This is a genomic window from Mesorhizobium sp. M1334 (genome assembly GCF_040317995.1).
GTDB lineage: Bacteria > Pseudomonadota > Alphaproteobacteria > Rhizobiales > Rhizobiaceae > Mesorhizobium.
On the sequence record NZ_JAMYLM010000007.1, the window covers coordinates 220,061 to 238,321 of the forward strand.

General features: G+C 63.0%; 21 protein-coding genes and 1 pseudogene. 12 read left to right on the top strand and 10 right to left on the bottom strand.

All coding sequences use genetic code 11. The annotated features are described in order from the left end of the window. Positions 1 to 6: 6 nt before the first annotated feature. The 3 genes from NKH17_RS16065 to NKH17_RS16075 all read right to left on the bottom strand — a co-directional run bounded on the left by NKH17_RS16065 (position 7) and on the right by NKH17_RS16075 (position 2,116). Entirely contained in the window at positions 7 to 1,281 is a 1,275-nt protein-coding gene (locus NKH17_RS16065) for a saccharopine dehydrogenase family protein (RefSeq protein ID WP_352900203.1), read from the bottom strand. 50 nt (positions 1,282 to 1,331) lie between these two features. Next, a complete protein-coding gene (locus NKH17_RS16070) occupies positions 1,332 to 1,712 on the bottom strand; it encodes a thiol-disulfide oxidoreductase DCC family protein (RefSeq protein ID WP_352476823.1) in 381 nt (126 codons plus the stop codon). 257 nt (positions 1,713 to 1,969) lie between these two features. After that, entirely contained in the window at positions 1,970 to 2,116 is a 147-nt protein-coding gene (locus tag NKH17_RS16075) for a hypothetical protein (protein WP_254818015.1), read from the bottom strand. Between the two features lie 408 nt (positions 2,117 to 2,524). Between NKH17_RS16075 and NKH17_RS16080 the strand changes: the two genes are divergently transcribed. From NKH17_RS16080 to ligD, 3 genes are all read left to right on the top strand, one after another. Further along, entirely contained in the window at positions 2,525 to 3,031 is a 507-nt protein-coding gene (locus NKH17_RS16080; protein ID WP_254818016.1) for a YciE/YciF ferroxidase family protein, read from the top strand. A 144-nt stretch (positions 3,032 to 3,175) separates the two neighbouring features. Next, positions 3,176 to 4,027: a non-homologous end joining protein Ku gene (gene ku, locus NKH17_RS16085; RefSeq protein ID WP_352476822.1), complete on the top strand. Its 852-nt coding sequence runs from the start codon at positions 3,176 to 3,178 to the stop codon at positions 4,025 to 4,027. A 9-nt stretch (positions 4,028 to 4,036) separates the two neighbouring features. Next, entirely contained in the window at positions 4,037 to 6,538 is a 2,502-nt protein-coding gene (gene ligD / locus NKH17_RS16090) for a DNA ligase D (protein WP_352900196.1), read from the top strand. A 124-nt stretch (positions 6,539 to 6,662) separates the two neighbouring features. Here the strand turns inward: ligD and NKH17_RS16095 are convergent, their stop codons facing one another. After that, complete coding sequence (locus NKH17_RS16095; protein ID WP_352476820.1) at positions 6,663 to 7,337, bottom strand: ArsR/SmtB family transcription factor; 675 nt, start codon at positions 7,335 to 7,337, stop codon at positions 6,663 to 6,665. Between the two features lie 68 nt (positions 7,338 to 7,405). Between NKH17_RS16095 and NKH17_RS16100 the strand changes: the two genes are divergently transcribed. The 3 genes from NKH17_RS16100 to NKH17_RS16110 all read left to right on the top strand — a co-directional run bounded on the left by NKH17_RS16100 (position 7,406) and on the right by NKH17_RS16110 (position 8,395). Beyond that, a complete protein-coding gene (locus NKH17_RS16100; RefSeq protein WP_352476819.1) occupies positions 7,406 to 7,624 on the top strand; it encodes a DUF1127 domain-containing protein in 219 nt (72 codons plus the stop codon). A 97-nt stretch (positions 7,625 to 7,721) separates the two neighbouring features. Then, positions 7,722 to 8,054 carry an NIPSNAP family protein gene (locus NKH17_RS16105; protein WP_352476818.1) on the top strand — a complete coding sequence of 111 codons (333 nt, stop codon included), beginning with the start codon at positions 7,722 to 7,724 and terminating at the stop codon, positions 8,052 to 8,054. Beyond that, entirely contained in the window at positions 8,051 to 8,395 is a 345-nt protein-coding gene (locus NKH17_RS16110; RefSeq protein ID WP_254818022.1) for an antibiotic biosynthesis monooxygenase family protein, read from the top strand. Before NKH17_RS16105 ends, NKH17_RS16110 begins: the two co-directional genes overlap by 4 nt. 6 nt (positions 8,396 to 8,401) lie before the next feature. On the opposite strand, the gene mbfA is transcribed toward NKH17_RS16110, so the two are convergent. Beyond that, positions 8,402 to 9,385, bottom strand: a complete 984-nt coding sequence (gene mbfA / locus NKH17_RS16115; protein WP_352476817.1) for an iron exporter MbfA — start codon at positions 9,383 to 9,385, stop codon at positions 8,402 to 8,404. Positions 9,386 to 9,565: 180 nt separating this feature from the next. Here mbfA and NKH17_RS16120 point away from each other — a divergent pair, with 180 nt between their 5' ends. The 3 genes from NKH17_RS16120 (at position 9,566) to NKH17_RS16130 (ending at position 11,810) form a co-directional block, all read left to right on the top strand. Further along, complete coding sequence (locus tag NKH17_RS16120; RefSeq protein WP_254818024.1) at positions 9,566 to 9,883, top strand: hypothetical protein; 318 nt, start codon at positions 9,566 to 9,568, stop codon at positions 9,881 to 9,883. Positions 9,884 to 10,085: 202 nt separating this feature from the next. Beyond that, on the top strand, positions 10,086 to 11,063 hold the full coding sequence (locus NKH17_RS16125; protein ID WP_254818025.1) for a threonine/serine dehydratase family protein: 978 nt from the start codon (positions 10,086 to 10,088) through the stop codon (positions 11,061 to 11,063). Between the two features lie 93 nt (positions 11,064 to 11,156). Further along, positions 11,157 to 11,810 carry a glutathione S-transferase family protein gene (locus NKH17_RS16130; protein WP_254818026.1) on the top strand — a complete coding sequence of 218 codons (654 nt, stop codon included), beginning with the start codon at positions 11,157 to 11,159 and terminating at the stop codon, positions 11,808 to 11,810. A 35-nt stretch (positions 11,811 to 11,845) separates the two neighbouring features. Here NKH17_RS16130 and NKH17_RS16135 read toward each other — a convergent pair whose 3' ends face one another. Genes NKH17_RS16135 through NKH17_RS16150 form a run of 4 tightly spaced genes read right to left on the bottom strand, consistent with a single transcriptional unit; the run spans position 11,846 to position 15,574 of the window. After that, complete coding sequence (locus NKH17_RS16135; RefSeq protein ID WP_352648607.1) at positions 11,846 to 12,982, bottom strand: ABC transporter permease; 1,137 nt, start codon at positions 12,980 to 12,982, stop codon at positions 11,846 to 11,848. An 8-nt stretch (positions 12,983 to 12,990) separates the two neighbouring features. Further along, complete coding sequence (locus NKH17_RS16140; RefSeq protein ID WP_352648439.1) at positions 12,991 to 13,911, bottom strand: ABC transporter ATP-binding protein; 921 nt, start codon at positions 13,909 to 13,911, stop codon at positions 12,991 to 12,993. After that, positions 13,908 to 14,861: an HlyD family secretion protein gene (locus NKH17_RS16145; RefSeq protein ID WP_352648437.1), complete on the bottom strand. Its 954-nt coding sequence runs from the start codon at positions 14,859 to 14,861 to the stop codon at positions 13,908 to 13,910. The genes NKH17_RS16140 and NKH17_RS16145 overlap by 4 nt, the downstream gene beginning before the upstream one ends. Beyond that, positions 14,858 to 15,574 carry a CerR family C-terminal domain-containing protein gene (locus NKH17_RS16150; RefSeq protein WP_352900255.1) on the bottom strand — a complete coding sequence of 239 codons (717 nt, stop codon included), beginning with the start codon at positions 15,572 to 15,574 and terminating at the stop codon, positions 14,858 to 14,860. The genes NKH17_RS16145 and NKH17_RS16150 overlap by 4 nt, the downstream gene beginning before the upstream one ends. An 88-nt stretch (positions 15,575 to 15,662) precedes the next feature. Here NKH17_RS16150 and NKH17_RS16155 point away from each other — a divergent pair, with 88 nt between their 5' ends. The 3 genes and pseudogenes from NKH17_RS16155 to NKH17_RS16165 all read left to right on the top strand — a co-directional run. Continuing rightward, positions 15,663 to 16,136, top strand: coding sequence for a CYTH domain-containing protein (locus NKH17_RS16155; protein ID WP_352877547.1), 474 nt, complete (start codon positions 15,663 to 15,665; stop codon positions 16,134 to 16,136). After that, positions 16,133 to 17,077 carry a CHAD domain-containing protein gene (locus NKH17_RS16160; protein ID WP_352971387.1) on the top strand — a complete coding sequence of 315 codons (945 nt, stop codon included), beginning with the start codon at positions 16,133 to 16,135 and terminating at the stop codon, positions 17,075 to 17,077. The genes NKH17_RS16155 and NKH17_RS16160 overlap by 4 nt, the downstream gene beginning before the upstream one ends. Positions 17,078 to 17,210: 133 nt before the next feature. Continuing rightward, positions 17,211 to 17,354 (top strand): annotated as a pseudogene (locus NKH17_RS16165) (lipo-like protein); the annotation flags it as partial. A gap of 50 nt (positions 17,355 to 17,404) precedes the next feature. Here the strand turns inward: NKH17_RS16165 and NKH17_RS16170 are convergent. After that, positions 17,405 to 18,205 (bottom strand): helix-turn-helix domain-containing protein, encoded by an 801-nt coding sequence (locus NKH17_RS16170; protein ID WP_352900187.1) that lies wholly within the window; start codon positions 18,203 to 18,205, stop codon positions 17,405 to 17,407. Positions 18,206 to 18,261 lie beyond the last annotated feature (56 nt).

Genomic DNA, 18,261 nt, shown 5'->3' on the forward strand with positions numbered 1-18,261 from the left:
GGGCCATTAGCCGGCCAAGAACATTGCGCCCGCGTTCGACGCGCGCGCGGCCTGCGCCATTGTTGTGCAATCGTGCATGGCGCGGATTTCCCGGGGCAGGCCATGCCAGGCGTCGCCGAGCAAGACGGCATAAAGCGACTTGTCCCTGTCAGCGGGCTCATTCCTGAACCCGGTGTAGATTGTCTTGCCGGCGAACAGCGCTTCATAATCCCGGAGCTCCAAATCGCGCACCGCCGCCCGTGCGCCCGGCGCGGGCTGATGTCCGGCCAGCGCTTTGCGGACCAGCGCTTCGACCGCCATCGACGGGATCAGCGGCCCATCATTGCCCTCGGCCAAGAGATGCCACGAGCGCTTGACGATGGCGCCCGCCCGGTCAGATCCCTCCACCTCGACGAACATGCCGCCGCGATGCTCGCCCCAGCGCAGCCGGTTCGTTGCCTGATGCATCAGCGGCGCCAGCGGCAAAAGCGAACCGATCAATCCGGCGCGCACCAGCCAGGCGAGGCAGATCAGGGCGCGGTGCAGCAACTCGGGTACCGGCCCGGCTCCCATCCAGATGGTCCTCGCCTCCGGCCAAAGCTCGGCCAAGGCGCGCAGGTCGGGAACGTCGACAAGCGAAAACAGCGTGTATCGAAGCGGCAGCCGGCCCGGCGGCGCGATGGTGTAGCGCAGTTGTTCGGTGAACGGACGGCCTTGTTCCGGACGGCCATTGCGAACAAGCCGCACCGGCTGACCGGCATAACCGGCGATAGCGTGAATGACGTTTCCGCCGACACCGGCAAAGGGCGACGGCGCGATGCCGCCGCGAATGCCGTCGACCCGCGTCAGGTCCGACGACAGGCGGCGCACAACCGCGGCCGTCAGCACCGGAAAGCTCGAGACGCCGGACAGCACGAAAACCCCTGCATTTCGCGCCGCCTCGTCGAACGCAGAGACGTCGGCGACGAAATCCGAGCCGTCGGCTAGATCAAGATAGTTGATGCGCCGGGCGATGCAGGCCTCGATCAGGCGATAGCGTCCCTCGCCATAGGCCTGGAACGGGCCGCTCGCGTCGACTACAATATCAGGCTCAAATGCAGCGAGTTGCGCGGCGAGATCGCCGTCACGGTCGAACAGGGCCGGCTGCAGCCGGGCTGCTGTCGGCGCACGCCTGTTGCAATAAGCGTCAGCCTTGGCAAGCGAGCGCCCGGCGACGAAGAGGATCAGACGCGGTTCGCCCTCCAAAAGCTCGACGGTGCGACCGCCAAAGGTGCCATAGCCGCCGACGACAAGAACCTTCATCCGCAGTTCCCCCAAAATGCCCCGCGCCGCTCCCGGCCACGGCAGTGAGCCTAGCCGATCAACCTTGCCCTCACCTCGGCGGAAGGGATTTCACAATTGTCCTTCTTGCCGAACAGGGCGTAGCGGTTCTTTGCGATGCGGTCGTAGAGCCAGTCGCGAAGTGGGCGCGGCAACAGCAGCAGGATCCGCGCCGCCCGCCACGGCCAGCCGAGTTCGGCCATGACGGCAACGAAACTATCCAGGCGGGTGAAAGCGGCGCCATCGACGATGACGAGATTGGTCTCGTAGCGATCCGTTCGCAGCCCGTATTTCTTGAACAGCATCTCGCCGAAGGGCGACTGCGCCGTTGCGAAATGGAAGCGGCCCTTGCGGTCGAGCTTCACCACCATGCGCACAAAGCCCGAGCACAACACGCAAATACCGTCGAACACGATCAACGGGCGACGTGATTCGAATTCTGGCGGCTCAGGAGAATGGTTCGGCTTGACGATCACGTGACGCCCGGCAGCTGGTGTCAGGCGACACTAAACCTGCCGGCGGCTGGATCAAAGCCCGGACTGCTGAAGGCTTGGCGTTGTCGCACGCCGTCTGTCGGTCAGCGCAGGGCGCTCGGCGCGATAGGTCGTTGACCGATTGTCGGCGTCGGGCCGGCATATCCGGCTGTCGTGACGGCTCTCCATGCTCATCATCAGTGCACGCTGATCCCAAGCGTGTTGCCACGGCGCGCGCAGGCGGGGCCTGGGCCGCGCATGTAATAGCGCTCGGGCCGATAGGTCGGTGCGACGAATTCGCGGATGGCGGCAGCATAGCCGGCGATGTGATTCCAGAAGCTCATTTTACTCGGTCCCTGTCCCGTTTCGGATGTCCCTTCCGAATTTCGGGGATCATAGCGTCCAGGCGTGAATAGTCGGTGAACGCGATGTTAATCTCTGGTCGAAAATGCCTTCGTTCATGGCTGGAATGCGGCTGATTCGCGGTGTTTCCATGCAGTCCGTCGGCATTTCGCCCAGTGTGACTTTTGCATCACATATGTTTCGCCTGAATGTCGCTGAGGCGCGATTTTGTTTCAGCTTTTTGCTGGACCGCGAAATTTCCGTGCACGCGGCCGGAAAACCAGGAACCCGCCCGTCAGCCGCACGTTGATTTCCCAGTGCCGGGACGAACCGGTTGCGCAGGCTGTGGTGCTCGGGTTGGGCCGCAGCCAAAAATCCGAAACTGCAAGAGCAATGGAAAGGCAAAGGCCATGGGCTTCTTTTCGAAGGATATCAAAACACTCGATGACCTGTTCGTGCACACGCTGCGCGACATCTATTACGCTGAAAAACAGATCGAGAAATCGCTGCCGAAGATGATCGACAAGGCGAGTGATCCGCAGCTGAAAGCCGGCTTTGAGAAACATCTCGCCCAGACCAAGGGTCATATCCAGCGTGTCGAGCAGGTGTTCGAACTGCACGGCGTGAAGGCCAAGCAGGTCGACTGCCCGGCCATCGACGGCATTCTCGAAGAGGCCGACGACATCAGCGGCGACATCGCCGACAAGGAGGTCCTCGACGCTGCGCTGATCGCCTCGGCCCAGGCGGTCGAGCATTATGAGATGACCCGTTACGGCACCTTGATTGCCTGGGCCAAGCAACTGGGCCGCAGCGACTGCGCCAATGTGCTGGCCAACAATCTCAAGGAGGAGCAGGCGACCGACCGCAAGCTTACCGAGATAGCGGAAAGCAAGATCAACCTGCAGGCCGCCGAGTAGGGCAGCGATAGAGAATTGAGTTCAAGGCAAGGCCGGGCCGAAAGCCCGGACTTGCCTTTTTGCGCCGCCGGAACCGGAACGGGCTTTGGCCGTTCTCGGTTGAACGCCGTTCTCGGTTGAACCTTGTCGCGCAGGGAGTTTGTCATGGCGCCGCGCCCCGCCTGGAGAGGATATCTCAAGCTTTCGCTGGTCACTTGCGCCGTCGAACTGACCAATGTCGTGACCCAGGCGGAGAAAGTCTCGTTCCGCGTGCTCAACCGCAAGACCGGCAATACCGTCAAGCGCGTCTATGTCGATTCGGCAAACGGCAAGCCGCTCGATGAAGGGGACGAGATCAAGGGCTACGAGATCGGCGACGGCGACTTCGTCCAAATCGAGGAGGAGGAGATCGAAGCCGTGCAGATCGAATCCTCGCACACGATGAGCCTCGATGGTTTCATCGAAAAATCCTCGATCCAGCAGATCTATCTCGATACGCCCTATTATGTGACGCCTGCGGACGAGGTCTCGGAAGAGGCCTTCGCCGTCATCCGCGACGCCATGGCCGCCAAGAAGACGGCGGGGCTGGCCCGTATCGTGCTCTATCGCCGTGAACGTCCGGTGGTCATCGAGCCGTTGGGCAAGGGTCTGCTGCTGACGACCCTGCGCTATGGCGATACGGTTCGCAGGCCCGAGATGGTGTTCGGCGACATCAAGCCGGTGAAGACCGACGCCGAAATGATCAGGCTGGCCGAACACATCGTCGATGAGAAACAGGCGAAGTTCGATCCTTCCGAATTCGAGGACAAATACGAAAACGCCCTGATCGAGCTGGTCCGCGCCAAGAAGGCCGGCAGGAAGGCACCGAAGACAAAGGCGGAACCACGGCCCTCCAACGTCGTCAATCTCTTCGATGCACTGAAGAAGAGCCTTTCGTCGGAAGCCGGTGCGCCGGCAAAGACCGGACGCCCGGCAAAGGGCGCCAAGTCCAAAGCCGCTCGGCGCGAATCTGCTTAGGATCAGACCATGGTCAGCCTCGAGCAGTATCACGCCAAGCGCAATTTCAAGAAGACCACCGAACCGGCCGGCAAGGTTTCGCGCGGCAAGAAAGCCGAGCCAGGTGGCATCTTCGTCATCCACAAGCATGCCGCCACCAGGCTCCACTACGACCTTCGTCTCGAGCATGGCGGCGTGCTGTGGAGCTGGGCAGTGACGCGGGGCCCGAGCCTCGACCCGCACGAAAAGCGGCTCGCCGTGCATGTCGAGGACCACCCGATCGACTATGCGCCGTTTGAAGGCACTATCCCGAAGGACCAATATGGCGGCGGCTCGGTCATTGTCTGGGACGAGGGAACTTGGGTCCCCGATGGCGACCCGGCAAAAGCGATGAAGAAAGGCCATATCAGTTTCGAACTGCATGGCCACAAATTGCATGGCGCCTGGCATCTGGTGCGGCTGAAGCCGCGTCCGAGCGAAAAGCGTGACAACTGGTTGCTGATCAAATCCGACGATGCCGCCGCGCGTCCGGGCGAGGACATTTTGCAGGAGGCGCCGCAATCGGTGAAATCCGGCCTGACCATCGAGGAGGTCGGCGAAGGCAAGACCGCCGACGGCAAGAAGCCAAGCGTCTGGCAGTCCGACAGGCCGGCCGCCAGCAAAGCGAAGGCCGTCGCGGCAAGGCGGCTCGAATTCATCGAACCGGCGCTCGCAACGCTGGAGCGGGACGCCCCGCCCGGCAAGGACTGGCTGCATGAGGTGAAGTTCGACGGCTATCGCATGCAGGCGCAGCTTGCCGGCACCGAGGTTCGGCTTTTGACACGCGCCGGCCTCGACTGGACCGACAAGTTCGGTGGCGCAATTGTCGCGGCACTTGGCGGCCTGAAATGCACCGATGCTATCATCGACGGCGAAATCGTCGTGCTGGCGGATAATGGCGTGTCGTCATTCTCGCTGCTGCAGCAAGATCTGTCGGCAGGCCGCACGGATCGTTTCATCTACTACGTTTTCGACCTGCTGCGTCTTAACGGTGAGGATATCCGTTCCGAACCGCTGGTCGAGCGCAAGGAAAGGCTGCGCACTTTGCTCGCCGGACAGACCGAGGATCGGGCCGTGCGCTTCAGCGACCACTTTGCCGAACCCGGCAAGATCATGCTGGAGCATGCTTGCCGGCTGGGGCTCGAAGGCGTCGTCTCCAAGCGCGCCGACGCGCCCTACCGCAGCGGCCGTGTCCCGTCCTGGGTGAAGTCGAAATGTACGGCGCGCCAGGAATTCGTCATCGGCGGCTACATGCCGTCGGACAAGACCGGGCGCGGCCTGCGCTCGCTGCTGGTCGGCTATCACGAGGGCGGCAAGCTGCGCTATGCCGGCCGCGTCGGCACCGGCTTCACGGCCAAAAGCACCAACGAGCTGAAGAAGAGGCTTGATGCGCTGAAGACGACAACCTCGCCCTTCGACAGGGCGGTGCCAAGGGGCAAGGGGCTGGTCTGGGTCAAGCCCGAACTTGTCGGCGAAGTGGAGTTTCGCAGTTGGACGTCGGACCGTATAATACGCCACGCGTCGTTCCAGGGATTGCGCGAGGACAAGCCGGCGGAGGAAGTCGTGCAGGAGAAACCGAAAGCACGCTCAGCCCCGGCAGAGTCGAAGCCAAAGCCCGCCAAACCCGCGGCCACCGCGAAAACCTCGGTTACGCTGTCCCGCCCCGACAAGCTTCTGTGGCCCGAGGAGGACGTATCGAAGCAGGATCTGGTCGATCACTACGCGCTGGTCTGGCCGCGCATGAAGCAATTCGTCATCAACCGGCCGCTCAGCCTCGTGCGGGCGCCGGACGGTGTTGGCGGCCAACGGTTCTTCCAGAAGCATGCCTCGGCCGGCATGCACGACAAGATCGCCGTGATGAAGGATCCCACCGACGGCGAGGAGATATTGTTCATCCGCGATTTCGACGGTGTCGTGGCCCTTGTTCAACTTGGCGTCGTCGAGATCCACATCTGGGGCTCGACCACGGACGAGCTGGAAAAACCAGACCAGATCATCTTCGATCTCGATCCCGACGAGGGTGTCGACGTGAAGGCGGTGCGTGCCGCGGCGCTCGATATCCGCAGCCGGCTCGACGAACTGTCCCTGCCTAATTTCGTCAAGACCTCGGGCGGCAAGGGCTATCATGTCCTCGTCCCGCTGAAGCCGTCGGCGGACTGGGACGAGGTCAAAGGCTTCGCCCATGAGTTCGCCCGAGCGCTCGAGCAAGCCGCACCCGACCGCTACACGGCGACGTTGTCGAAGAAGGCGCGCACCGGCAGGATATTCGTCGATTATCTGCGCAATGGCCGTGGCGCGACCACGGTCGCGCCCTATTCGTCGCGCGCCAAGAAAGGCGCCACGGTATCAATGCCGGTGACCTGGGCGGAAATCGAGGCCGGATTGCCGCCGAACGCCTTTCCGATCGGCGACAAGACGACGCTGAAGCGGCTTGGGCAAGCCGATCCCTGGGAGGATTTTTTCAAGCAGGCCAAGCCGCTCAAGCGCGGCTAGAGCAATTCCAGGAAAAAGTGCGTGGAACGATTTTCCGTCCGGAATTGCGTCAAAACAAAAAAGATAGAGCGGTTCGGCGTTTCCGTGGAGACGACGGGCCGTTCTGGTGCGTCGAAGCGAGCCATCAGGCGAGAAACGTCTTCTCGAATGCCTGCTTGCCTGTCGGCGAGAAGATCACCGCACGGCTGTCCTTCTCGCGCCGCGCCCATTTCTCGGCGAGGATCTTATCGAGAATGGCGGCGCCCAGCGTGCCGGCGAGGTGCGAACGCCGCACGCTCCAGTCGAGGCAGGCCCGGCACACCGGTCGCCGCGCCTTGCCCTCGACATCGATGCCGATCGCGGCGAAATGCGAGGCGGCCGACGGCCCAAGCCGGATCTCCTCATCATTGCGCAGGAGCACTTGTCGGGCGACGAGACGGTCCAGCATCGCCACCGCCTGGTCGCCGGCTAGGTGGTCGTAGCAGACCCGCGCCACGCGCATGGCGGCGTCGCGTGGGCCAGGCCGCACTCGTTGCGGCCCGACCGCGGCGGCAACACCGGTGATCGCCTCAATCATGCCTGCTACCTGCGGGCCGGCGAGGCCGTAGTAGCGATGCCGTCCCTGGCTTGCCAGCGTCAGCAGCCCGCCTTCCATCAGCTTCGACAGATGGGAACTCGCTGTCGGAAGCGACACGCCGGCCTCGAGTGCCAGTTCACTCGCCGTCAGTGCCGTGCCGCCCATCAGTGCGGACAGCATGTTTGCCCGCGCCGGATCGCCCACCAGGCTGGCAATGCGGGCTATGTCAGGTCCTTCGCGCATGGTTCGTTCCTCATCGAAGCATCCTCGTCAGACAAGCATTAATCTCGATGCAAATCAAGGAGACGACAATGCCTGCAAGGACCATTCTCGGCGCCGCGCCTGCTCGCCGGCCGTTCCCGTTCATTGTCTTGCGCCGCCTGCGGCGGCTGCGGCTCCTGAAGCGGTGGTACGACCGTCATTTGCAGCGTCTCGACCTCGCCGAGATCGACGATCATCTGCTGCGTGACCTTGGCCTGACACCCGAAGACGTCCGCCGCGAATGCGCGAAATCCTTCTGGCAAACCTGACCGTTCAGCGAATTTGCCTGGCATATCGATCTTCGGAACGTTTCGACCCGGCTCGAACTGTGACCGCCAGAAAACATCCACCGCCAAGGAGGCGAAAATGACCATCACCTGCTTCATCCGCTACGAGATCGATCCGTTCGGCAAGGCGGCGTTCGAGGAATATGCACGCAATTGGGGGCAGGCGATCCCGCGCTGCGGCGCCGATCTGATCGGCTATTTCGCGCCGCACGAAGGCTCGGCCACTACGGCTTATGCCGCCTATAACATCGACAGTCTTGCGGCCTACGAAGCCTACCGCGCCCGGCTCGCCGCCGATCCCGCCGGCAAGGCGAATTACGAGTTCGCCCGGCGGGAAAAATTTATCCTGAAGGAGGACCGCGTCTTCCTCAAGCTGGCGTCCGGGCCACATGCTTCTTTGGTGAAGCCATGATCGCCGTCATCTTCGAGGTCGAGCCGGCGGCGGGCATGCGCGATGCCTATCTCGGCATCGCCGCCGATCTGCGCCCACTGCTCGACGGCATCGACGGTTTCCTGTCGATCGAGCGCTTCCAGAGCCTTGCCGATCCGAACCGCATCCTGTCGCTGTCCTTCTGGCGCGACGAGGATGCGGTGAAGGCCTGGCGCAACACGCAGGAACATCGGCAGGCGCAGAGGGCTGGGCGCGGCGGCATCTTTGCCGGCTACCGTTTGCGCATCGCCCATGTCATGCGCGACTACGGCCTGACCGAACGCGCCGAGGCGCCAGCAGACAGCCGGGCGGTGAATGGGTAGCGACTGCTATGCATTCCCGATCAGCACCCCTGCCGCAAACACCAGCGCGCCGCCCAGCACCACCTGGAAGGCGGCGCGCCAGAATGGCGTCTGCATGTAGCGGTTCTGTACGAAGGCGATCGTCCAAAGTTCGAAGAACACCACGATCGCGGCGACGATCGTCGCCGTCCAGAAAAGCGGGATGAGATAGGGCAGCGCGTGCCCGAGCCCGCCCAGCGTCGTCATGACGCCGACGGTCAGCCCGCGTTTTACCGGCGAGCCGCGGCCGGATAGCTTGCCGTCGTCGGAGGCCACTTCGGTGAATCCCATCGAGATACCGGCGCCGATCGAGGCGGCAAGCCCGACCAGAAAGGTCTGGAACGTGTCGTGTGTGGCAAAGGCCGCGGCAAAGATCGGCGCCAGCGTCGACACCGAGCCATCCATCAGCCCGGCCAGCCCGGGCTGCACGTAAGTCAGGATGAACTGACGTTGCTCGGCTGCCGCCTCTTCGTCCTTGACCGCGCCCGATATATGCTTTTGCTCCAGCCGCTGCGCCAGTGTCTCGTGGCCCTGTTCGGCCACCGCCAGATCGTCGAGCAACTTTCTCGTCGAGGCATCGCCTGTGCGTTTGGCCGCCTCGATATAGAACAGGTAGGCCTGCCGCTCCATGGCCTCGGCTTGGCTGCGCACATGATCGATACCGAGCGGCCTCACCAGCCAGTCCGGCTTGCGCTCGTAATAACCCTTCACATGCTCGCGCCGGATCAGCGGTATGCGCTCGCCGAAACGCTTGCGGTAAAGCTCGATCAGCGCGTCGCGATGGCCGTCCTCTTCCTCCGCCATCTCCTCGAACACTTTGGCCGATTGCGGAAAGCTTTCCGCCAGCCCGTCGGCATAGGCGCGATAGATGCGCCCGTCATCCTCCTCGGAGGAGATTGCGAGCGCCAGGATCTCCTGCTCCGAGAGAGATTCAAACGGACGGCGGCCGAAGCCGAAAACGCGGGAAAGCATGAGAAATTCACCCCAGTTTAGAATAGTTCTAAACTAGAGCTTCGCACATCCTCGGTCAATCGCGCCCGCTCCATTCATCTGCTCAAAAGTATCGACGTCGAAACCGAACGAGGCACCGTTTGCTATCGGCGAACGTTCACCTATATAATCGAATCTGAACCAAGAGAAAGGAACCCGCAGATGCCGGAGCAACAGCAGCCGTTTGACCCCAAGCCGGTTCTCGACCTGATCGCTAACATCGAGGCGGACTTGCAGCGCCTGAAAGGGCTGGTCGAGCAGCAGGTCGAAAAATTCGATCCCGCCAATCCGCACAACAAAGCTCCCGACGGCAAGTTGACCGAGGAGGGCGTCGAGTGCTGCTATCGCCTGTTCGACGAGGGTAAGTCGCGCTATTCGGTTGCTCAGCAGATGAAGATCTCCTTCGCTGCTGCCACCCATCGCTTCAACACCTGGCGCAAGATGGGCGGCCCCAAACGGCAAAAGACGCTGTTGGGATGAGGAGCGGCCGGCAATGCCGGGTCAGGCAACGATTTGTCGATTGAAGTGACGAATGCATAGCGGAGGGTGGAGGCGGCGGTGGGTGACAGTCACGCCCCACTCCTGCCTCCAAGTCGAATTGTAACGGTCACATTTTTTCATTGGTGCGCGGCCTCCCTTTCCGTGCACCATAGGCGGTCTCATTTCTTGCAGGACCCCAGCCATGACCATCCCTCCCGGCATCGCCGATATTCACAGCGCAGCAGCGCGATTGTCCGGACTGATCGTCGAAACGCCGCTGATCGAATCGCCGGAGTTGAACAAGCGCTTCGGCGCCAGGATCCTGTTCAAGCCGGAGACGTTGCAGCGCACCGGCTCGTTCAAGTTCCGCGGTGCATATAACAAGCTCTCCTCGCTCTCGGCGGAAGAACGCGCCCGCGGCATCGTCGCCTTCTCGTCGGGTAATCACGCGCAAGGCGTTGCCGCCGCAGCGGCGATGTTCGGCGTCAAGGCCATCATCGCCATGCCTGCCGATGCGCCGGCGATGAAAGTCGGCAATGTCAGGAAGATGGGCGCCGAAGTGATCACCTTCGACCGGGTCCGTGACGATCGCACTGCCGTTGTCCGTTCTTACGTGGAAAAGGGCATGGTCCTGGTGCCGCCCTACGACGATCCGGCCATCATCGCCGGCCAGGGCACGATCGGCCTCGAATTGATGCGCCAAGCAAAAGCGCTTGGCGTCAGCCTCGATGCGGTAGTGGTTCCCTGCGGCGGCGGCGGGTTGAGCAGCGGCATTTCGATCGCGGTCAAGGACGCCTCGCCGGACACCGCCGTCTGGGCCGTGGAACCCGAGCATTTCGACGACACACGCCGCTCGCTGATCCAAGGCGCCAGGGTGTCGAACGCGCCCGGCCACACCTCGATCTGCGATGCCCTTCTCGTCGCCGAGCCGGGTGCCATCACTTTCGAGATCAACCGCAAGAACCTTGCCGGCGCCATCGCCGTTTCCGACCGGGCGGTGGCCCAGGCGATGCGCGACGCGATGGCTTGCCTGAAGCTGGTGGTCGAACCTGGCGGCTGCGTCGGTTTGGCCGCGCTGTCGTCAGGCGAGATCGACCTTACCGGGAAATGCGTGGCCGTGGTGCTGTCCGGCGGCAATGTCGATTTCAGCACCTATGCCGAGATCATTGCTGCCAGCTAAGATAGCAACCAGTTTGCAGGTCATGTGCCGGTTCGAGGCGCTCGAGCCTCCGTTGCGTCCGGTCGAACCGGTCCCATTCAAGGACTGAGATCAATGAAACTGTTCTTCAGCCGCAATCCCAATCCTCGCCTCGCGGTCGCCGTGGCACGTTATCTCAATGCCAAGGTCGAGTTTGAATTCGCCTCCCCCTTCGCTCCGGGGCAGGCCGAGCGCTTTCGGCCGCTCAATCCAAATCTTTCATTGCCCATCCTTGTGGACTTGGGAAAAAGCCTCTGGGAGGCCGATGCCATAGCCTGCCGGCTTTCACGCGACACGCATTCGCATTTCTGGCGCGCCGGCGACGACGAGCCGGAGATGATCCGATGGCTGAGTTGGGGCAAAGAGAACTTCGCAAGAGCCTGCGATGTAGTTCATTTCGAACGCGGGACCAAACAGCGCTATGGGCTCGGCCCGATCGATCAGGCACGGGTTGAGGAGGGCCTGAGGGACTTCAGTACCGCCGCTGCAATACTTGATGCGGAGCTTTCCCAGCGAGAATGGCTGGTCGGAAATTCGGTTTCCTACGCCGACTTTCGAATGGCGACGTTTCTGCCCTTCAACGACGTCGCCCGATTGCCTCTCGATGATTATCCCTCTGTCGGCCGCTGGTATCGGCAGCTTGAAGAAATCGATGCTTGGCGCGATCCCTTCGAAGGGCTCAATGCACCTGAATTGACACCGGTCCCGGGCCAGGCCAAGGCCGTGTGATTCTCGATCATTTGCGCAAGCTGATTGCGTCGACCCTAATCCAGCGTCCGGCGGAACCGCACCAGCGCAATGCCGGCGAACAGCGCCACGAACACCACCAGCCAGCCGATCTCCGTTGCCACTGCCGGCAGCTCGGCGCCCTTCAGCATCACCGCGCGGATAATGCGCAGGAAATGCGTCAGCGGCAGCACTTCGCCGAAAACTTGCGCCCAGTCCGGCATGCCGCGATAGGGGAACATGAAGCCGGACAGCATGATCGACGGCAGGAAGAAAAAGAAGGTGAGCTGCAGGGCCTGCATCTGCGTGCGGGCGATCGTCGAAATCGTGTAGCCGAGCAGCACCAGCGCCAAGACGAAGATCAGGACCGCCGTCAACAGCAGCGACATAGATCCGGTGAAGGGTATGGCAAACAGAAGCTTCGAGGCCGCCAGCACCACCACCACCTGCACGGCGCCTACCGCCAGATAGGGCAGCACCTTGCCCAGCATGATCTCGAGCGGGCTGGACGGCATCGCCAGAAGGTTCTCCATCGTGCCGCGCTCGGTCTCGCGCGTCAGCGCGATCGAGGTCATCATCACCATCGTCATCTGCAGGATGACGCCGAGCAGACCGGGCACGATGTTGTACTGCGAGACGGCTTCCGGATTGTAGCGTCGGTGCACCACCACCTGGAGCTGGCCCCGGGCAGCTTCGGCCGCCGTCTCCTGCATGCCGCGTGCCCTGAGCAGCGCCTGGTTGGCGACGGTGCCGAGCGTCGAGATGGCGCCGCTGGCGACGGCCGGGTCGGTTGCATCCGCCTCGATCAGGATCTGCGGGCTGTCGCCGCGCTCGACCCGTCGGGCAAAATCGGCGGGAATGGTTACGACGAAGGCGACATCGCCGCGCGCCATCAGGAATTCGGCTTCGGCGGCACTTTGCGCAACATGGTCGAAGCGGTAATAGCCGGTGGTCTGCAGCGCCGCAACCATGGCCCGCGTGTAAGGATCGCTGCTCATCGCCACCAGCGCTGCCGGCAGGCTCTTCGGATCGTTGTTGATGGCATAGCCGAACAGCACCAGCTGCATCAGCGGCACGCCGAGCATCATGGCGAAGGTGATGCGGTCGCGCCGCATCTGGATGAACTCCTTGATCAGCAGCGCGCCTAGCCTGGCGAAGGAAAAGATGCTGTTTATCCCGTTCTTCATCCCATGTTGTCCTTCGAACCGGACATGAACTGGATGAACACATCCTCCAGGCTGGTCTCGCCGGGCGACACCGTGACGCCCTTGTGCTCCTTCTCGACATCGGCGAGCGCTGCCTGAAGCGCCTTCCTGTCGGAACCGACGACATGCAGCGTCGCCCCGAACGGCGCCACCTGGTCGACGCCGTCGCGGCCATGAAGTGCGGCCGCGACCTGATCGAGCCGTGGCCCTTGCAGGACGAAGGTGGTCAGCCCGGCATTCCTCACCACGTCCTCGACCGTCCCAGTGGCCAGCATCTTGCCGTAGGAGATGTAGCTGATGCGGTGGCAGCGCTCGGCTTCGTCCATGTAATGGGTGGAGACCAGCACGGTCAGGCCGCCGCTCGCCAGCCGGTGGATCTCGTCCCAGAATTCGCGTCTGGCCTTCGGGTCGACGCCCGCCGTCGGCTCGTCGAGCAGCAGTAGTTTCGGCTTGTGCATGATGCAGGCGGCCAGCGCCAGCCGCTGCTTCCAGCCGCCGGACAGCGTACCGGCCAGCTGGTTCTTGCGCGATGTCAGGCCGAGCTCCTCAAGCGTCTTAGCCACATGCCCGTCGAGCGGCTTCAGCCGGTAAAGCCGTGCCACGAATTCGAGATTCTCGCCGATCGTGAGGTCTTCGTAGAACGAGAATCTCTGTGTCATGTAGCCGACTTCGCGCTTGATCCGCAGGCTGTCGGTGCGAATGTCGAAGCCCAGAACCGTGCCTTCGCCCTCATCCGGCGTCAGCAAGCCGCACATGATGCGGATGGTCGTCGTCTTGCCTGAGCCGTTCGGCCCGAGGAAGCCGACGATCTCGCCCTCGGCCACCGTCATCGTCACATGGTCGACGACGGTCTTGTCACCGAAGCGCTTGACCAGGCCATGCACGTCGATGACGTTCATTTTCCGATGTCCGCCAGGTCGACGTCGACGATCTGCCCGGGCTGCAATGCGCTGGCGTCGCCCTCCGGCCGCGCTTCGACCAGATAGACCAGCTTTTGCCGGGTCTCGAGCGAGTAGATCACCGGCGGCGTGAATTCCGGATCCGGTGACACGTAGCTGACGCGAGCCTTCACGCCCGCTCCGCAACCGTCGCAATGGACATTGAGCAGCGTGCCGACATCGACCGAGGAGAACGCGCTTTCCGGCACATAGACGCTGAGCTTCACCGCGCCATCCGGCAGTATGGAGATGACCGGCGCGGTCGGCCCGGCCGTGTCGCCTGGATAGCGGATGACATCGTTGACCCGGCCGGGCGAGGGTGCCGTCAGCACGCGCTTCGACAGCCGCCATTGCGCTTGCTCCAGCGCCGACTGCGCCTGCCTGACCTGATTGTCGGCAGCCTTGATCGTCTCGGGCCGTGCCGGCAGCCCGCCGACGGCGAGATTGGCCTCCGCCTGGCCGACCTGCGCGTTGGCCGTCTCCAGCGTCGCGGAAGCCGTGTCGTAGTCGGCCTGCGTGCCGGTGCCGCGTTTGAACAGATCGCTGGCGCGGATGTAACGGCGTTTGGCGTCGGCGGCTTGCGCCTTGGCCATGTCGACCTGCGCCTTGAGCACCGCAATCTCTTCCGGCCGCTTGCCGACCTGCAGGTCAGCAAGTTGCGCCTGGGCCTGCGCAAGGGCCGCCTCGGCTTGTGCGATGGCGATCTTGGCGTCGGCGTTTTCCAACGTCACCACCGGCGTGCCGGGCGTGACGCGGTCGCCGCGCTTGACCGCAATCGTCTCGACCTGCGCCACCTCGATCGGCGCGAGCAGGACGTAGTCGCCCTCGACGTAGCCGACGGCGAGCGGTGCTGCCGGCGCGCAGGCGCTGAAAAGCTGGGCGGCAAGCGGCAAAGAACAGAGCAGGCTCATGATCCACGATCCTTCCGGACAGCCAAATCGCGCCGAGCTAAAATCGCGCTGAGATTGTCGGTTATTGTTGCCGCGATCTTGCCGGCCTCATCATCGCCGATCTTGCGCCAGCCCATCCGGCGCATAACCGCCTCGCGGCCGATGCGGAAATAGACGACCTGGCCGATCAGCGTGAATACGGTGAGTTTTGTGCGCTCGCTCTCGGCCGGCTCGCCCGTCGCCTGTTCCCAGATGAGGCAGAGCCGGCGATGCGCCGGTTCGAACACGCCGTCATAGATACGGTCGAGGGCCGCGGTAGGATGCGACAGCTCGCGCAGGACGAACTGTACAATCTCGCCTGCTTCCGGCCTTGCCGCGATGAAGGCGACCATGCGCTCCAGTGCGACGGCTAAATGTGCCCGCGCGGCCTCGGTGTCCGCCAATGCCGCGACCGGCGCCTGCAGATTGCCGATCGCCTGGCCGGCAACGGTCTGGATGGTGTCGACGATGTAGTCGGCCGCCGCGTTGCGGAGCCCTTCCTTGCCGCCGAAATGATAGGCGATCGAGCCGATATTGGCCTTGGCCTCAGCCGCGATCTGGCGCGTCGACGTGCCGTCGAAACCTTGGCGTCCGAACAGCTTCAGCGCCGCGCGCACGAGTGCCGTCCGCGTCATATCTGCGGCGGTTTTGGGTGCCTCATGAGGAAGGCTGCTGGTGCTGGGCGATTTGATCATCATCGACAATTTAATCAATCGAATGATTAAAGTCAACTGCGATCAAGCGGCTTGCCAACTCTGGCCGTGCGCGCTCTAGTGCATGGCCATGGGCAAGGAAATCGAGCGTAAATTCCTGGTCTCAGGTGAGGAATGGCGGGCAATGGTCGAGGCGGACATTCACATCCGTCAATTCTACCTTGTCGCCGAACCCAGCCGTACGGTGCGTGTGCGCATCAGCAATGATGCCGTCGCCAAGCTGACGCTCAAGTTCGGCAGCCAGGCACGCCAGCGCGATGAATTCGAATATCCGGTGCCTTTGGTGGAGGCGCAGGAGATGCAGGCCTTTGCCATCGGACATGTCATCGAGAAGACACGCCATCATGTTAGACACCGCGGCTATCTCTACGAAGTCGATGTCTTCGGCGGGACGCTTGCGGGGTTGGTGATCGCCGAGCTCGAGACGCCGGAGGATGTACCGGACGAAATGCTGCCAGATTGGCTCGGCCGTGAAGTCACCGGCGAGCCGAGATTTTACAACGCGTCGCTCGCCCTTGGGGGGATTGCGGAGATCGTCGCATGAGCTTTCGTATCGATCCGCACATGTCGCTGACCGGCGAGATCAGACGCATTCTCGCCGAGGAGATCGGCAAGGCGCTTGTCCATCTGGACGCCGCGCGTGACAGGCCCGAACAGGGGCTGCACAACTGTCGCAAACGGCTGAAGAACGTCCGCGCCTTGCTGCGCCTTGTCCGTTCCGGAGACGAAACATTCTGCGTGACTGAGAATCAATGCTACCGCCAGGTGGCGGCCCTGCTTGCCGGCCCGCGCGAGGCGACCGCACTGGTGGAAACAATCGACCGGCTAGCGGCAAGCTTTCCCGAGCAAAGTGCCGGCGGTGGCCTCGATGCCGTTCGCGACCGGCTCGTCGCGCGCCTGCATGAACTGCATGGCGGAGCGGGCCTCGATGCTGCGATAGGCGCGGCGATCGCCGCTTGCGAGGAAGGTGTCGGCCGGATCGACAAGCTCGCTCTGCCCGACCAGCCGGAGCAGGCTGCCGACGTGCTCGCCGAAGGCGCGCGCGCCACTTTGCGCCGCGCCAGGAAAGCGCTGGACAAGGCGGCTTCGCGCGGCGAAGCCGATGACTTTCACGACCTGCGCAAGGCGGCCAAGACGCATGGCATGCACCTGTCGCTGCTCGGCCGGCTGTGGCCGACGCCGATCAAGGCGCGGCGCAAGGCCGTCGATGAATTGGGCGAGCGGCTCGGCGAACTGCACGACGTGTTCGTCATGCGCGCGCTTCTCGATGCCGAGGACCAGCCGCTCGGTCCCCCTGAGGACACGCGGTTGCTTGCCAAGCTGCTGAAGCGCTCGGAAAAGAGCCTGAAAAAAACCTGCCTCGCCGAGGCGGCCGAGCTTTTCGGCGACCGTCCGAAGCGCTCGACAAGGAAGCTTGCCCGCAAGGTGCGCGACGATCTCACAGCGGTATCGCACGAAGACGCCGGCGCGCCTGGCGTGGGCTGATCATGGTGTAATTTGCCGCCCTGTGGTAATCGCCGTCTGGCATGACCGAGCCCGGCGACACGCTTCTGGACCGACTTGGCCGCTGGCTTGCCGGCCTGCTGCAGGAGGAATCGTCCGGCTACGAGCCTTACACGCCGTCGGACGCTATTCGCGCAAGGAAATCCTGCACATCCGCCATCACTCGCTCGACACGCCGCGCGACTTCGACCTGTCGCCCTATTTCCGCATCGTCAAGCCGACCCTCGAATATGGTTTCGACTACCGGCAGATGATTTGAGACGACAACCCCAGGATTACCAACGCCGAAACAAGGGTTCAGAGTGGCGGCTAGGCCGGCAGCGGCCGTCGTGTCTTTGCGGCGGCCCGGCCGGGTGTCCGCGCGCCGGCGTCGCGCGGATGCGGTCCAATCGGCATGATCGCCGGGAATGGCGTCGCGCCGAAAGCGAAGGTCCATTTGTAGCCGATCAACCCGTCTTCCGGCGTCGTGTGCTGATCGTGATGCGCAAGCAATTTGGCGCGCTCGGCCAGTTCCTCCGCCTCCCGCCTGACCATTTCCGCCGTCTCGGGCCGCATCCGCCTGGAGAAGCTGACGAATGTCGCCTCGCGCTCCAGATGCGTAATGGCCCAGCCGATGAAGTTCTTGTTGGTCACCTCGAACAGTGGCCGCAATGGCCCGTCGAAATTCCACTGGATTGGCGTCTCGACCAGCAGCCTGGCCGACAGGCCGCGACCGAGCGCGACCAGCCCCAACTCCTCGAGGTCTCGCAGATAGAGGAACATCGAAGCCTCGCTCAACCCCTGTGAGCGCATGATGCCTTCGGGCGTAAATTTTTCCGAAAGCATGACGAAGATGAACAGCAGTGCCGGCTGGCCGGCGAGCTTGCGCTCGATCTCCGGCGCCATGTGGTTGGCAGGTCCTGGTCCTCTGTTCATAGAGCCGAGCACGTTCTCCAACTCCACGCCGGCGGCAGCGCAGATCTCCATCAGCCGGTCGAGCTTGCAGTTGCGCTCGTGGAAAATGCGCTTCACCGTCGGCTCGGAAACGCCCATTCGCTCGGCAAGGACGCGGTAGGTCACGCCCTTGGCCTTCAGCGTCCGCTTCAGCGCGTCGAAGATCAGGCCGTTCATGGGATGCACCTCTTTTGCACGATTTGGTATCAACCTTCGGTACTAGGCCCGATAGA